The sequence below is a fragment of the Streptomyces rhizoryzae genome, assembly GCF_023155275.1.
In the GTDB taxonomy this organism is placed as follows: Bacteria; Actinomycetota; Actinomycetes; order Streptomycetales; family Streptomycetaceae; genus Streptomyces; species Streptomyces rhizoryzae.
This window is the reverse complement of the sequence record NZ_JALMUV010000001.1, coordinates 337,568-351,274: the sequence shown is the minus strand read 5'-3', so window position 1 is coordinate 351,274 and position 13,707 is coordinate 337,568. Positions and strand designations below refer to the sequence as shown.

At 72.1% G+C, this 13,707-nt stretch carries 13 protein-coding genes and 1 pseudogene; 7 read left to right on the top strand and 7 right to left on the bottom strand.

Translation table 11 applies throughout. The features are described 5' to 3' along the window. Window positions 1-145 precede the first annotated feature (145 nt). The 4 genes from MUU72_RS01620 to MUU72_RS01605 form a co-directional block, all read right to left on the bottom strand. Window positions 146-751, bottom strand: a complete 606-nt coding sequence (locus MUU72_RS01620) for a DUF3159 domain-containing protein (RefSeq protein ID WP_248011240.1) — start codon at window positions 749-751, stop codon at window positions 146-148. After that, on the bottom strand, window positions 748-1,086 hold the full coding sequence (locus tag MUU72_RS01615) for a hypothetical protein (RefSeq protein WP_248011239.1): 339 nt from the start codon (window positions 1,084-1,086) through the stop codon (window positions 748-750). The genes MUU72_RS01620 and MUU72_RS01615 overlap by 4 nt, the downstream gene beginning before the upstream one ends. A 44-nt stretch (window positions 1,087-1,130) precedes the next feature. Beyond that, on the bottom strand, window positions 1,131-1,811 hold the full coding sequence (locus MUU72_RS01610) for a DJ-1/PfpI family protein (RefSeq protein ID WP_248011238.1): 681 nt from the start codon (window positions 1,809-1,811) through the stop codon (window positions 1,131-1,133). A 160-nt stretch (window positions 1,812-1,971) separates the two neighbouring features. Next, on the bottom strand, window positions 1,972-2,925 hold the full coding sequence (locus tag MUU72_RS01605; RefSeq protein WP_248011237.1) for a GlxA family transcriptional regulator: 954 nt from the start codon (window positions 2,923-2,925) through the stop codon (window positions 1,972-1,974). Window positions 2,926-3,221: 296 nt separating this feature from the next. On the opposite strand from MUU72_RS01605, the gene MUU72_RS01600 reads away from it, so the two are divergent. From MUU72_RS01600 to MUU72_RS01585, 4 genes and pseudogenes are all read left to right on the top strand, one after another. Further along, on the top strand, window positions 3,222-3,692 hold the full coding sequence (locus MUU72_RS01600; RefSeq protein ID WP_248011236.1) for a DUF2269 family protein: 471 nt from the start codon (window positions 3,222-3,224) through the stop codon (window positions 3,690-3,692). A gap of 7 nt (window positions 3,693-3,699) precedes the next feature. Beyond that, window positions 3,700-4,038 carry a DUF3817 domain-containing protein gene (locus tag MUU72_RS01595; RefSeq protein ID WP_248011235.1) on the top strand — a complete coding sequence of 113 codons (339 nt, stop codon included), beginning with the start codon at window positions 3,700-3,702 and terminating at the stop codon, window positions 4,036-4,038. Between the two features lie 29 nt (window positions 4,039-4,067). Further along, window positions 4,068-4,271 (top strand): annotated as a pseudogene (locus MUU72_RS01590) (aldo/keto reductase); the annotation flags it as partial. An 858-nt stretch (window positions 4,272-5,129) separates the two neighbouring features. Continuing rightward, window positions 5,130-6,323 (top strand): serine hydrolase domain-containing protein, encoded by a 1,194-nt coding sequence (locus MUU72_RS01585; RefSeq protein WP_248011234.1) that lies wholly within the window; start codon window positions 5,130-5,132, stop codon window positions 6,321-6,323. A 94-nt stretch (window positions 6,324-6,417) separates the two neighbouring features. Here the strand turns inward: MUU72_RS01585 and MUU72_RS01580 are convergent, their stop codons facing one another. Beyond that, window positions 6,418-6,894, bottom strand: coding sequence for a DUF1453 domain-containing protein (locus MUU72_RS01580; protein ID WP_248011233.1), 477 nt, complete (start codon window positions 6,892-6,894; stop codon window positions 6,418-6,420). A gap of 71 nt (window positions 6,895-6,965) precedes the next feature. On the opposite strand from MUU72_RS01580, the gene MUU72_RS01575 reads away from it, so the two are divergent. Beyond that, complete coding sequence (locus tag MUU72_RS01575; RefSeq protein ID WP_248011232.1) at window positions 6,966-7,583, top strand: TetR/AcrR family transcriptional regulator; 618 nt, start codon at window positions 6,966-6,968, stop codon at window positions 7,581-7,583. 261 nt (window positions 7,584-7,844) lie between these two features. Here the strand turns inward: MUU72_RS01575 and MUU72_RS01570 are convergent, their stop codons facing one another. After that, a complete protein-coding gene (locus tag MUU72_RS01570; RefSeq protein WP_248011231.1) occupies window positions 7,845-8,765 on the bottom strand; it encodes an NADP-dependent oxidoreductase in 921 nt (306 codons plus the stop codon). An 83-nt stretch (window positions 8,766-8,848) separates the two neighbouring features. Between MUU72_RS01570 and MUU72_RS01565 the strand changes: the two genes are divergently transcribed. Both MUU72_RS01565 and MUU72_RS01560 read left to right on the top strand, forming a co-directional pair. After that, window positions 8,849-9,418, top strand: a complete 570-nt coding sequence (locus MUU72_RS01565) for a TetR/AcrR family transcriptional regulator (protein ID WP_248011230.1) — start codon at window positions 8,849-8,851, stop codon at window positions 9,416-9,418. A 523-nt stretch (window positions 9,419-9,941) separates the two neighbouring features. Beyond that, the gene (locus MUU72_RS01560; protein ID WP_248011229.1) at window positions 9,942-12,851 is read left to right on the top strand and encodes an AfsR/SARP family transcriptional regulator; all 2,910 of its coding nucleotides are present in this window, start codon (window positions 9,942-9,944) and stop codon (window positions 12,849-12,851) included. A 290-nt stretch (window positions 12,852-13,141) separates the two neighbouring features. Here MUU72_RS01560 and MUU72_RS01555 read toward each other — a convergent pair whose 3' ends face one another. Next, window positions 13,142-13,636 carry a hypothetical protein gene (locus MUU72_RS01555; RefSeq protein WP_248011228.1) on the bottom strand — a complete coding sequence of 165 codons (495 nt, stop codon included), beginning with the start codon at window positions 13,634-13,636 and terminating at the stop codon, window positions 13,142-13,144. Between the last annotated feature and the right edge of the window lie 71 nt (window positions 13,637-13,707).

The following is a 13,707-nucleotide window of genomic DNA, read 5'->3' as shown; positions in this document are numbered from 1 at the left end:
AGAACGAGCAGCGCACCGACACGGCCCCTTTCCCGCACCGTCGCACGGGAAGGGGCCGGCTGCCGGATCAGTCGTCGGGCGTTCGGCGGGGGCGAAACTCCGCTGAACGCCCGCGTCATCAGCCTTCGGTCGATCGGACGGGGCGTCAGCGGGCGTCGGCCGTGGCGGCGTTCCGTTCCCCGGTGACCCTCCTGCGCGCCAGCAGGAGGGAGAGTGCGGTGATAGCAGCCCACGACGGTCCCATGACGATGTGGAGGATCCCCAACCAGGCGACGTTGCTCCAGCTGTAGAGAGCCACCTGCGCGGCCAGGCTCGCGAAACTCACGATCGCGATCACCACCGTCGATACCGCATAGAAGCGGTACAGCGCCCGGTGCGAACGCCATCCGGGTGGGCCACCCACGATCTTGTTCGCAATCAGACCGGCCAGGGGGCGGCCGGCCGCGAGAGACAGCAGACACGCCGCCGTCGCGACAGCCGGAATCACCATCGGGACCAGGAAGAACCCCCGCGCCTGTCCCGTCCAGGCGGCCGCGGCCGCGCAGGCCGTCGCGAGCAGGGCTCCGACGACCGCGTGCCGGATCTGCCGCCGGGCGCGCACCCGCCATGCGAGGACGAGCAGGGCGGTCACCGCTGCGGCGACAGCAGCCGGCCGTAGACCGCCGAGCCAGTTTGCGGCCAGGAACACCAAGGTGGGGGCGCCTGCTGCCGCCGCAGCAGTGGCCGCAGGCGCGGCGCGTGTGGTCGTCATCGTGCCGGCTCGGCGGCGTCGCCGGCATCGTCCGGGCGGCGTCGGCCGGTGACCTTCGAGGACGGGAGGCGACCCGCCTTGGAGGTACCGGTGAGCGTGTCGCCGTTGACGGTGACGGTAAAGCTCAGGTCGAGGCGCATCGGGCGGGTGATGGACTGCTTCCAGGTCAGCTGATCACCGTCGAGGCTGACGTCCTTGAGCGGCAGCTCCTCGCCCGTGCCGCGGGCGGTGCCGACCAACTGTCCATTGTGCGTGCGCAGTTCGACGGCGGGTCGCATCCGCCCTATGGGCGTGGCGATGGTCAGGTCCCAAACACCTTCGATTCCGGTGGACATGAAAGAGCTCTTCCTTGCTTGTGAGGGGCGGGACGGTGCCGGGGTCAGAATGCGGTGGGTTCGATCCCGCCGGGGCGCCAGGTGGTACCGCGGCGCTCGTGTGCGAACAACCCCTCGACGGCGTGGGCGATCTGCGGACCCACTTCGCGTTCCAGCAGGTACAGGCCGAGGTCGAGCCCGGAGGTGACCCCGGCGGCGGTGACCAGGTCGCCGTCGTCGACGACGCGCGCACGCACGGCGTGGGCCCCGGTCGCGTCCAGCAGGTCCATGCCCATGTGATGGGTCGTGGCGTGACGATCTTGGAGAAGGCCGGCCATGGCCAGGACGAGCGCGCCGCCGCAGACCGTCGCCATCGTGATCCGCTCGTCCTCCATGGCGGCCTTCAGCAGCCCTGCCAGCTCGGTGTCCAGCGCGCGGGCCAACCGGACCGGGATGGTGTCCTCCTGCGCGGCGTCGCCTTCGGCGTCCGGGGCCTCATCGGGGTTGCCGACGCGTCCGGAGGCGCCGGGGACGAGGACGACTCCGGGGCGATGGGGGTCGAGGGTGCCGGTGGTGCGCAGCGACAGGCCGCCGGTGCCGCTGACGACCTCACGCGGGCCCTCGGCGCTGACCAGCTCCACGCTGACGGCTCCCCCGGAGGCAGTGCCGCCGGCATGGAGGACCTCGAACGGTGCGATGGCGTCAAGGGGGTCGAACCCGTCGAACAACACGATCTGGACGTGCATGTGAGTGGCTTTCAGTAGGGAAGAGGCCGGCGGTCGCCGGCTTCGCCTCAGGCTAGAAGCCTGTGAGCGCAGTGAAGATGGGCTCCCATGACACATTCCAACGGGATCCCGCCACGAGTCGTGAGCCGTTCTGGGAGCTGCTCGCCGGCCGCTTCCGGCCTCAGGTGTGCTCCTTGCCCCGGAAGGCCGCGCGGTAGCTGTGCGGGGTGGTGCCGGCGACCCGCTTGAAGCGCTCGCGGAAGGCAGTCGGGGAACCGAAACCTGCCTGGTCGGCGATCCGGTCGATGGAATGGTCGGTGTTCTCCAGGAGGAACTGAGCCCGTCGCACCCGGGCCCGCAGCAGCCACTGCACCGGCGTGGTGCCGGTCTGCTCACGGAACCGGCGCATGAAGGTGCGCTCGCTCATGCCGCTGTGCCGGGCCATGAGGCCGAGCGTCAGCTCCTCACCGAGATGGTCCTCCACCCAGGCGAGCACCGGTTCGAGTGCGGAGCCCTGGGGGACCGGCGGCTGGTGGTGGACGATGAACTGTGCCTGACCCCCTTCACGCTCCAACGGGGTGACCGCCAGCCGGGCCGCGTCGGCGGCCACCGCGGAGCCGAAGTCGCGGCGGATCATGTGCAGGCACAGGTCGAGCCCCGCGGAGGCCCCTGCGGAGGTGAGCAGCTGCCCGTTGTCGACGTAGAGGACGTCGGGGCGCACCTCGACCGCGGGGAAGCGCTGGGCCAGCTCGGGGGCGGCAACCCAATGCGTGGTCGCCGCCAGTCCGTCGAGCAGCCCGGTCATGGCGAGGTCGAAGGCGCCGACGCAGATCGAGGCGATCCTGGTGCCCCGGGCCGCCGCCGCGCGCATTGCCTCCAGTACCTCCTCGCCCGGTCGGGGAGCGCCCTCCGCCCGACCGGGGACGATCACGGTGTCGGCGTCGGCGAGCCCCTCCAGGCCCCAGGGGGCGGTGATCTCGAATCCGGCTGCCGGGATCTGCGCGCTGGGTCCGCACACGCGCACCTGGTAGGGGCGGCGCCCGTCCGGCAGCCGGACCCGGGCGAACACCTCCAAGGGCGTGGACAGGTCGAACGGGATGACCTGCTCCAGCGCCAGTACCGCGACGGTGTGCACCTAGTACTCCTCAATTACGGACGGACCCCCAACCACCCTGTCTGTCATACGGATCGCGAGGGTGCGGGTCAAAGGGTTGGCGAGAATCCGGTGAATTCTGTCGATCCAGCCGCTGGGAGTCGCCCACTCTCCGTTCCTAGGCTCCGAAGTCGGAAGTTCCTCCGTCAGGACTCCAGCGCTTCCCGCCAACACCCCACCGCTTCCCGCCAACATGTGAGAAGGCTTACCCAGATGCCGCCCCTGCTCCGTTGCTCCTTGCCCGATGCCCTGCTTCGCCGCAGTGGGGGCACGGCCCGATGACCAAGCTCGTGCTCGCTCTCCACGTCCTGGCGGCCATCATCGCCGTCGGCCCTGTGACCGTCGCCGCCAGCATGTTCCCCGCGGCGGTCCGCCGAGCTGCCTCAGCCCCGGACGACGGGACCCTCGCGGGTGTGCGGTTCCTGAACCGGATCTGCCGCGTCTACGCGCAGATCGGAGTCGCCGTCCCCGTGTTCGGATTCGCCACGGCAAGCCTGATGCACGTCCTGGGCAGCCCCTGGCTGATCGCCTCCATCTTCCTGACGGCCGCCGCCGCCCTGGTGCTGGGCCTGCTGGTCCTGCCCCGCCAACAGACCCTCCTCACAGCCCTCACCGGAACGACGGCCGAGCCCCGGCTCCACCGGGCAGCCACCGCTCAACTGGCGATGCTCACCGGGGTCTTCAACCTGCTGTGGGCCACGGTCACGGTACTGATGATCATCCGTCCCGGCTCGACCACCGGAGCGTGAAAGAGACATGGCCAACCGAAAGCCGCTGCGCATCAGCGCCATGATTGAACTGATCACCCTCGCCACGCTCTTGACGAACATGGCCACCCTGGACGCCCGCACCGTCGCCGCACTGACCGGCCCGATCCACGGTTTCGCCTGGCTCTACGGTGTCATCGCCACCTGGCGCGACGCCCGCTCCACCAGGCGGCACCTCCTGCTGTCAGCCATACCGGGCGTCGGCGGCATGCTGGCCCTGCGAAGCCTGGACCGCGCGGACGCCGAAGACCCCACTCCCGGGTCGCAACCTGACAGGGCGCACATGCCCCACGCCTCCGAATCCCGGACCGAGACGTATGTGCGTTAGAGCGCACTCCAACTCCTGGGTTCGGAAGCGTGCGCTACATCAAACTCGGGACGACCGGACTGGAAGTCTCCGCCATCACCCTGGGCTGCATGAGCTTCGGCGAGCCGGACCGGGGTGGCGAGCCCTGGTCGCTGGGCGCGGACGCCAGCCGGGACATCATCAAGCAGGCCCTTGAGAGCGGCGTCAACTTCTCCGACACGGCCCATGGGTACAGCGCCGGAAGCAGCGAGGAGAAAGCGGAGCGGGAGATGTTCCCGCTCTGCGGCGACCAGGGTATCGGCGTGATCCAATACGCCGTCACACGGAGTCGCCACGCCCCCTCCGACCCATCCCCTGCCCGAGGCGCTCGTCCCATCGGCCTCTCTCGATGGGAGGGGCGGGTCCCGACGGAGCGGAGGCTGGAGTACAGCGTCTCCGAAGCCAGGGTCCAGACTCGCATCATCCGCGTGCAGGACGGCAAGGCCACCGTCGAGGTCACCGCCATTCTCTCGCCCAGGGACCCCGCCGGCTTCGGCGACAACAAGGCCCGGCTGGAAGCCAGCGTCCTCGTCACCGCTTCCGTCGAGGGCGAGGGCGACAGACGAGTACGACCCTGACGGCGACGACGTCAACTACGACAGCGACGACGACTACAGCAGTGGCGGCAGTGGCGGCAGTGGCGGCGGCAACGGAGGCATCGAGCCCCGCAGCGGCACCGGCGGTGGCGGCGGTGGTGGCGGAGGTGGTGCCGGCGGTGGCGGTGGCGGCGGCGGCGGTGGCGCGTAGACGCCGAAGGGATCGGCGCAGCCGGACGGGATGCGGTGGAGGTCCTCCTGCGCACCCTCACCGCCAGCGAGGACGCGTGGTGCGGCTGGTGCAGGGCGAGACGTGGGTGGCCGCCGGGCTCGCCCACCGTGAGGGTGCGCATCGGTGGCTTTCTCCACGGCGTGCTGGTTGAGGCCGAGCCCTCACGTCGTCCTCCGCTGCACGCCCGGGGGATTTCCCCACTCCGCATCGGCGGCTAACGGGATCGCCGTGGGCGGCTTCCGCGGAAATGCTGGGACCGGCACGGGAAACCTCCCTGCCACAGTTCCGGTCAAGGGAGTTGGCGCGTGCGCGAAGAGCTGAAAGGACGATGCGGGGCCGTGGCGGGGGCGGTCGCGGTGGCCGTGGGCGTGCTCGCGGCGGGGGCCGTGGCACCCCCCGCCGCGGCAGCGCCGTTCACCACCAGGCCCGACACCGTGCAACAGGGCCTGGACGCGCTCGTGCGCTCGGACGGCATGCCCGCCGCCTTGGCCGGTGTCACGGACGGCAAGGGGCACACCCGTGCGTACACCGCGGGCGTCGGCGACGTCGCCACCGGGGCCGCGGTGCCCCGGGACGGTCAGGTCCGCATCGGCAGCAACACCAAGACGTTCACGGCCGTGGTCGTGCTCCAACTCGTCGCCGAGGGCAAGGTGAAGCTCGACCGGCACGTGGACAAGTACCTCCCGGGACTCCTCCAGGGCGACGGCATCGACGGCGGTGGCATCACCGTCCGCCAACTCCTCCAGCACACCAGCGGACTCCCGGACTACAGCAAGCTCCTGAGCGACGACATCCGTTACTACGAGCCGCGCGACCTCCTCGACCTCGCTCTCCGCCAGAAGGCCGACTTCGGGCCCGGCAAGGGCTGGAAGTACAGCAACACCAACTACCTGGTCGCCGGGCTCATCGTGCAGAAGGTCACCGGGCACCCCCTCGCCGTGGAGATCGACCGGCGCGTCATCCGCCGCGCCGGGCTGCGCCACACCTACTTCCCCGCCCCCGGCGAACTGCGCATCCGCGAACGCCATCCCAAGGGCTACTACCAGGCGTCCCCTGGCGCGCCCTTCGTCGACGCCACCGAGTGGGACCCCTCCTGGGCCTGGGCAGCCGGGCAGTTGGTGTCCACCAACTCCGACCTGAACCGCTTTGCCTCCGAGCTGCTGCGCGGTCACCTCGTGCCGGAGCCGCAGCTCAAGCAGATGCGCAGGACGGTCGCCGCCGGCCGGCCCTTCGCCGCCGGTGCCCGCTACGGCCTCGGCCTGGTCAGCACGCCCCTCTCCTGCGGCGGCGTCTACTGGGGGCACGGCGGCAGCATGACGGGTTACGAGACCCGCGGCGGCGTCACCGAGGACGGCCGCGCCGTCAGCGTGGCGGTCACCACGCAGCCGGGCGAGGCGACGCAGAAGCACATGGAGAAGATCGTGGACCAGGCCCTCTGCGGTCCGTTCCCGGGTCGTGCAGGCGGTACCCCGGCGCCGCAGGGAGGCCACCTGGGCTGAGGCACCCCCAAGTGGATGCTCTTGGGCTTCGGGGTGCGCGTGGCCTTGTCGGTGAAGGGCCCTGGGGTCTGGGCGGGCTGCGCGTGGCGTTGTGTCAGGAGCTCCGTTCCGGGGCGAAGGGGATGCCGGAGGTCATGCCGCGGCGGCCGACCACCAGGGACTCGCCGAGGAAGCTGATGCCGAGGGACAGCTGGAGGGGGCGGGCTCCTTCGTGCATGCCCATCTTGGCCGCCAGGACGCCGAAGCCCGCCATCACCACCAGGCTGGCGATCACCGCGAGAAAGGTCCGGCCGGTGTAGCGCTGCCACAACGCGCCCTTTTTGCCGGTGAGTTGGATGGTGGCTCCGCGAAGCGCGCCGAGCGCGCCGCCGAGAAGGGTTCCCGCGGTGACCCACGCGAGGTCGGTGCCGGTCAGCTCCTCCACCTTGGTGAGGGACCAGATGCCGATGCCGGTGAGAATCACCGGCGCGGCGAACAGGTCCCGCAAGGTGACCGGTTCGCCGATCAGTCGCTTGATCACGATGACGACCACGAGCGCCACGATGATCGTCGTGAGGAGCCAGGGATTCATTTACTCACCAATCTTTTTTAGCAAGGTCGTGCTAAAAAAGCATGGTAGCTCGGCCGTGCTATAACGGCAACGTGCCCAAGATTGTCGATCCCGTAGCCCGCCGCAGGGCGGTGGCGCAGGCCGTCCTGGCGGTCGTCGCCCGGCGGGGGCTGGAACACGTATCGCTGCGCAACGTCGCCGAGGAGGCCGGACTCGCCATCGGTTCGGTCCGCCACTACTTCACCGACCGCGACGAATTGATGATCTTCACGATGCGGGAGCTGAGCCATCGCATCGAGGAGCGCGTCCGCCTGCACGCCGAGCGGCTCCTGGACCCCGGCGGCTGCACCGATCGCCGGAGGTCCACGGAGCAGCTGCTCGCCGAGTTCCTCCCCCTCGATGAGATCCGACGCGAGGAGGCCGGGCTGTGGCACGCCTTCACCGCCCTCGCGCACCTCCGCCCCGACGTACGCGCGTGCGCCGCCGAGATGCAGCAGGCCATGCACGCCCTGGTGGCGCGCGTGCTCCACGAAGCGCAGGGCGTCGGCGCGCTGCCGCACGCCGCAGACATCGAACTGGAGAGCACGCGGTTGACGGCTCTCCTCGACGGTCTCACTCTGCAAGCGGCCCTGTTCCCGGACCGCTTTCCGCCGGAGCTGCTCCAACAGGTCTTGCGGCGGCACCTGGACACTCTCCGGTCCGGGGAGTGACCGTGCCGCCGCTCGTCCTGATCCGTGCGGCGGGTTCGTTCGTCGGGGAGTTCTTCTCTGCGGGGGAGGTCCTTGTGTCAAGCGGTGAAGGCTTCGCCGACCTCGGCCGTGGAAGGTCCTAACGTCAGGAATGAATCAGGGGAGTTGACGCCCGTCGCGAGGAGGCTGCGCCTCGAACGCGTCGGCGGTACGCCACCGCTGTCCGCTGTCCGCTGTCCGCTGTCCGCTGTCCGCTGTCCGCTGGGTCTGCCGTGTGCCGGTTCACAGGGCGATCACGAGCTTGCCGTGAACGTGTCTCTCGGCCTGTGCCGTCACGGCTTCGCGGATCCGCTCGACCGGGAAGGTCGCCGCGATCGGCACCGTGATCGCGCCGGAAGCGATCGCGTCGGCGATCCGTTCCATGGTGCCCGGAGCCGCATCGAGGGCGCCCGCCTTGCGCACACCGGGCGGCGGGGCGGGGCCGTCGGCTACGACGCAGATCCGCTCGGCCGCCACGCCGAGCCCCAGCGCGGCCTCGGCCGCCTCCCTTCCGAACAGGTCGGTTGCGGCGGTGATCCCTTCGGGCGCCAGGTCCCGCACCCGGTCCGCCAGCCCGGGGCCGTACGCCACGGGTTCGGCGCCGAGCCCGCGCAGGAATCCGAACGTCCCCTCGGAGGCGGTGCCGAGCACCCGGGCACCCGCGAGCTTCGCCAGCTGCACGGCGAAGATGCCCACGCCACCCGCCGCCCCACCGATCAGGACGGTGTCCCCGGCGCGGAGCCCGATCGCGGCGAGCGCGGCGGAGGCCGTGAGGGCGGAGACCGGAAGCGTGCCCGCCACCTCGTCGCGGATGCCCTCCGGGGTGCGCCACAGTGCTGCCGTAGGTGTCTTGACCAGCACGAAATCGGCGACGGACCGGCCGATCGCGGCCCCGTACACCCGGTCGCCGGCCGCGAATCCCGTGGCGTGTGCGCCCACTTCGTCCACCACTCCGGCGAAGTCGCTGCCGAATCCGGCCGGCAAGGTGATGCCGAACCGCGCTGCCATGTCGGGCCGTGTGGTGATTTGCCAATCCATCGGATTCAGCCCGGCGGCCGTGACCCGGACGCGCACCTCGTCGGGTGCGGCGTGCGGCTCGGGTATCTCCTGGAGTTCGAGTACTTCGGGACCGCCGAAGCGCCGGTAGCGGACAGCTCTGCTCATCGGTGACCTCTCCTGGCCAGTGATGGGACTTGGTCTCATCGACCTTACCTCAGTGATGGGACCAAGTCCCGTACACTGTTCTCATGGCTCGCTGGCAACCCGACGCACCAGGACGACTCGCCGCCGCCGCCCTCGACCTCTTCGAGGAGAACGGCTACGAGAACACGACCGTGATCCAGATCGCGGAGCGCGCGGGGCTCACCAAGAGCACGTTCTTCCGGTACTTCCCGGACAAGCGCGAGGTGCTCTTCGGCGGGGGCACGGTGGCCGGTCTGCTCGTCGAGGGGATCGCCTCGGCGGCGCCGGCGGCCGGGCCGCTCGACGCGGTGGCGGATGCCCTCGAAGCGCTCGGCCGGACGTTCTTCACCGCCGACCGCCGCGAGTTCAGCGGCCGGCGCCAGGCCGTGCTGAACGCCCATACGGAGCTGCGCGAACGCGAAGCCCTGAAAAGGATCGACCTCACCGCCTCGATGTGCGAGGCCCTCAGCCGCCGCGGCGTCCCGGGCCTGACCGCGCACGTGGCCGCGAGGCTGGGCGCGCTCGCCTGGGAGATCGCCTTCGACCGGTGGATCGACGCCGATAACAGCGAGGGCTTCGGCCCGCTGGCACGGCAAGCCCTCACCGAAGTGCGCGCGGCCGCAGCCGTGTGCTGAGGCCGCGAGCGCGGTGGCAGTGGGTGCGCGCTCTCCGCGCTCTCCGCGGCCTTCGCGGGCGAGACGGAGAAGCCTTGACGGTGCGTCAGGGGGATGGCGTCCTGGCAGCCGCAGCCGCAGCCGCAGCCGCAGCCGCAGCCGCAGCCTCCGTCGGCCGCTCCTCCGGGGCCGGCCCGGGCGCCGGCGGCACCGAGCTGCGGGGAACGGGTGCGCTGTCCTACGGCGGGTGTGCGGCGCCGGCGGGGTGGCCACCGAGGGCTCGGCGCCGGCGCCCGGCCTCTTGCTCCTTGGCTGGTAATCGACGTACGGTGACGCGGCGTTGGTCCGGGCGAGAGGGTTGAGCCGCCATGGCGGGGGGTCGGGTGAGGTGCCCGCTCCGTCTCGACCAGCGGACACTCCGGATCGGCCGCGCGCTTCCAGGGATAATGACTGCCGTGCAGAACTTCCCGGCAAGTGATCCCCCCTCGATTCTCGGCCAATAACTGAGGGCTGTCGACTGATGACCGATGCCGTGCGTCGGACCGTGGGAGCAGACACCGGAGGGCTGCGGATCGCGGCGCTGGGTCCGCTCAGGGCGTGGCGCGGTGACCGGCCGCTGGACACCGGACCGGCACAGCAGCGCGCGGTGCTCACCTCCCTGACGCTGCGGTGCGGCCAGGTCGCCTCCGCGGACGAACTGGTGCGGGACGTCTGGGGGCCGGAGCCGCCGGCCAGCGCGCACGCCGCGGTGCGCAACCACATCTCACGGCTGCGCACCGTACTGGAGAGCGGGTCCGCCGCACCCACGACCCTGGTCTCCGTCGCCGGCGGCTATGCGCTGCACCTGCCGGACGGGGCGCTGGACGTCTCCCGGGCCGAACGGCTCCACGCCCGGGCGCAGGCCGCCCGGAGCCACGGGGACCTGGAGGCGGCGGTCCGCTTCCTGGTCGAGGCCGAGGCGCTGTGGGACGGCACTCCGCTGACGGGGGTGCCGGGCCCCTACGCCCAGCGGCAGCGGGACCGCCTCACGGAGTACCGGCTCCTCCTCGTCGAGGCGCGGCTGAGCCTGGAACTCCAGCTCGGCGGACACTCCCGGGTCGTCGGGGAACTGCTCACGCTGGCCGACGAACATCCGCTGCGCGAGGGGCTCCGTGCCTTGCAGATGCTGGCGCTGTACCGCTGCGGCCGGCAGGCGGACGCGCTGGCCGGGTACACCGAGGCCCGACGGCACCTCGCCGCGGAGCTGGGCGTCGATCCCGGCCCCGAGCTGGAACGCCTGCACCAGCGCATGCTGGAGGCGGACCCCGCGCTGGCACCGCAGCCCGGTGCGGCCGCCGCGCCCCCGGCACCCGGCCCGGCCGCCGGGCCGGACCGGCCGCCCTGGGTGCCACCGGCGCAGATCCCGCCCGACGCCCCTGACTTCACCGGCCGCCGGGAGGAGGGCCGGCACGTGCGCCACGCCCTGGCCGGCGCCGTACGGACGGACGCCACCGCTCCGGTGGTCTGCGTGATCCACGGCATGGGCGGGGTGGGGAAGACCGCGCTGGCCGTGCACGCCGCGCACGCCGTGCGGGAGCAGTTCCCCGACGGCCAGCTCTACGCCGACCTGCGCGGGGCCGGACGGGAACGCGCGGACCCTTATGAGGTGCAGGAGTTGTTCCTGCGCTCCCTGGGCGTGCTGGCCAGCAATGTGCCCGGTGGGAGGGAGGAGCGCACCGCGCTCTACCGTTCGCGGATGGCCGGCCGCCGGCTGCTGCTCCTGCTCGACAACGCCGCCGACACCGAGCAGGTGAGCGCCCTGCTGCCGGGTACCGCCGGCAGCGCCGCGCTGGTCACCAGCCGTACGGCGCTGACCTGCCTCCCGGCGACCACCTGCACCGCGCTCGAACCGTTCAGTGAGCAGGAGGCCCTCGCCCTCCTGGAGCGGATCGCCGGCAGCGAGCGGTGCCGTCAGGAGCAGCGGACCGCCCGCGACCTGGTGCGGGCGTGCGGCATGCTCCCGCTGGCCGTCCGGGTCGTCGGCGCCCGGCTGGCGGCGCGTCCGCGCTGGACGCTCGCGACGCTGGCCGAGCGGCTCAGCGACCGCTCGCAGCGGCTGGGTGAGTTGGAGGCCGGCAGCCTGGCCGTCGAATCGGTCTTCCACTTCGGCTACTCGTCGCTGGACGAGCCGGAGGCGCGCGCCTTCCGGCTGCTCGCCATCCCCGAAGTGCCCGACCTCTCCCCGCCCGCCGCGGCGGCGGTGCTGGACTGCGACCGGCGGGAGGCCGAGGCGCTCCTGGAGGCCCTGGTCCACCACGGTCTGCTGGAACCCGGGGAACCGGGCCGGTACCGCTACCACGATCTGCTGCGGCTGTTCGCCCGCCACCGGACCCTGGACACCGACCCGGCCCCCACCCGGCAGGCGGCCCTGAGCCGGATCGCCCGTTTCCACCTCACCGGGACGAGCAGCGCCATGCGCGCCGAGCGGCCCTACAGCCGGCTGCCCGACACCACCGATGCGGACGGTTCGCCGGGCGCGGCCTTCACCGACGCGCTGCACGCGCAGGAATGGATGCTGCACGAGCTCCCCGCCATGCTGGCCGTCGCCGGCCAGATCCTCCACCACCCCTATCGGCCGGTGAGCGCGGAGGACACCCGCACCCTGTCGTGTCTGCTGGCGCTGCTCATGACGTTCACCGACTTCTGCCTGCCGTGGGACACCATCCATCAGCTCGGCCATACGGTGCTGCGCGCCGCCGACCACCACGGGGAGCGGCTCGCGACCGTCTTCGGCTGCATCGCGGCGGCCGTCGCCTGCGCGCAGAGCGGCCACCACGAGGAGGCGGCCGCGCTGGCCGCCCGCGCCGACGCGACGCTCGACCCCGCGGACCGGGTACTGGCCGTCCGCACGGTGTACACCATGGGCGTGGTCGCCACCGTGCGGCCCGGCAACCTCGGCGAGGCCATCGGCCACTTCCGGAGCGCGCACGCCCTGGCGTGCGGGAACGGCGAGCACGGTATGGCTGCCCAGTGCTCGATCAGCCTCGCCCGCGCCGAGCTCGCGCTCGACCGGCCGCACCAGGCGCTGGAGGCCGCCCGGGACGCCCTCGCCCGGTGCACGACCGGGGACAATCCGGTGGGCATCGCCCTGGCCCGGCGCGTGGTGGGCGACGCACTGGAGCGACTCGGCCGGTACGAGGAAGCGGTGACGGAGTACGGTGCGGCGCTCGCCGTCTGCCGGGCGCACGGACTGCACGCCCAGCGCGCCCGTACGCTGCTGGGCCTCGCCTCGGTGCTGACCGCCGTCGACCGGCCGGAGCAGGCCCGTACGTGTGCGGCGGAGGCCGGGGCCGCCCTGGCCCAGCTCGGCGACGCCACGGGCGAGGCGCAGGCGCGCGCCGTGCTGGACCGCCTCCCAGCGGCCGGTCCGTCAGCCCCGCAAGGGCCTCGGGGGGCAGGCGCTACCGAGCGCTGACGGGCCGTCCGGCCCCGCGGCCCGGTGCGCGGGGGCCGCGACGGGCCAGCTCACCTCGACCGTGTCCGGCAGCCGGGTGCGTGCCGGGCAGGGCCACCCCGGCACGTCCTGGCCCGGCACGGTCTCGACCGGTGGGGGGAGCGGCGGCGGGGTGGTGCCCGGCGGCGGGCTCGGGGTCGGGGCGTCGGCGGGGTCGCCGGTCGGACCGCAACCGCTGACCACGGCCACGGCCACGGTCACCGCCAGGGCCATTCCGCGGCCCCGGGGGAACCAGGAAGGCGGCAGTGCGGTCATGACGCGGTCCCCGGGCCGTCCTGCCGGTGCTCCGGATTCCCGGCCCCACCGGAGTCCGGCTGCCCGAGCGCCCGGCCGCGCAGCCCGTCCCCGTGCAGCGCGTCGAGGAACCGGTCCATCTCCGGTCGCCAGGCGCGGCCGACGTTGAGCCAGGCAGCCTGGCTGTGCCCGGGGAACCGGAACCGGAAGGTACTCCACAGGGGGCGCCGGCGCACTTCGCTGATCCGTGTGCGGACCTGCTCGTGCTCGATCGCGTACCGCAGCTTCCCCGGCCGGTATCCCGCCGCTGCCACCGCGTGGAAGAGCACCGAGCGGTCGGTGAGGGTGACGAAGAAGCTGTCGTTGTCGGGGACACCGTCCGACAGCAGCGCGCGCAGGAACGGATGGCGCCCCGTCCCCGCGCCCAGGGTCACCAGCGGACGGGCGAGCGGATCGGACTGCCGTACGGCCTCGGCGACTTGGGCCACGGTGGTGGGTTTGACGAACCCCATGGGTCTCTCCTCGGTAGGGGACAACGTGACAGGTGAAGGGGGCGGTGGCGAAGGCGCGTACCGGAACGCGC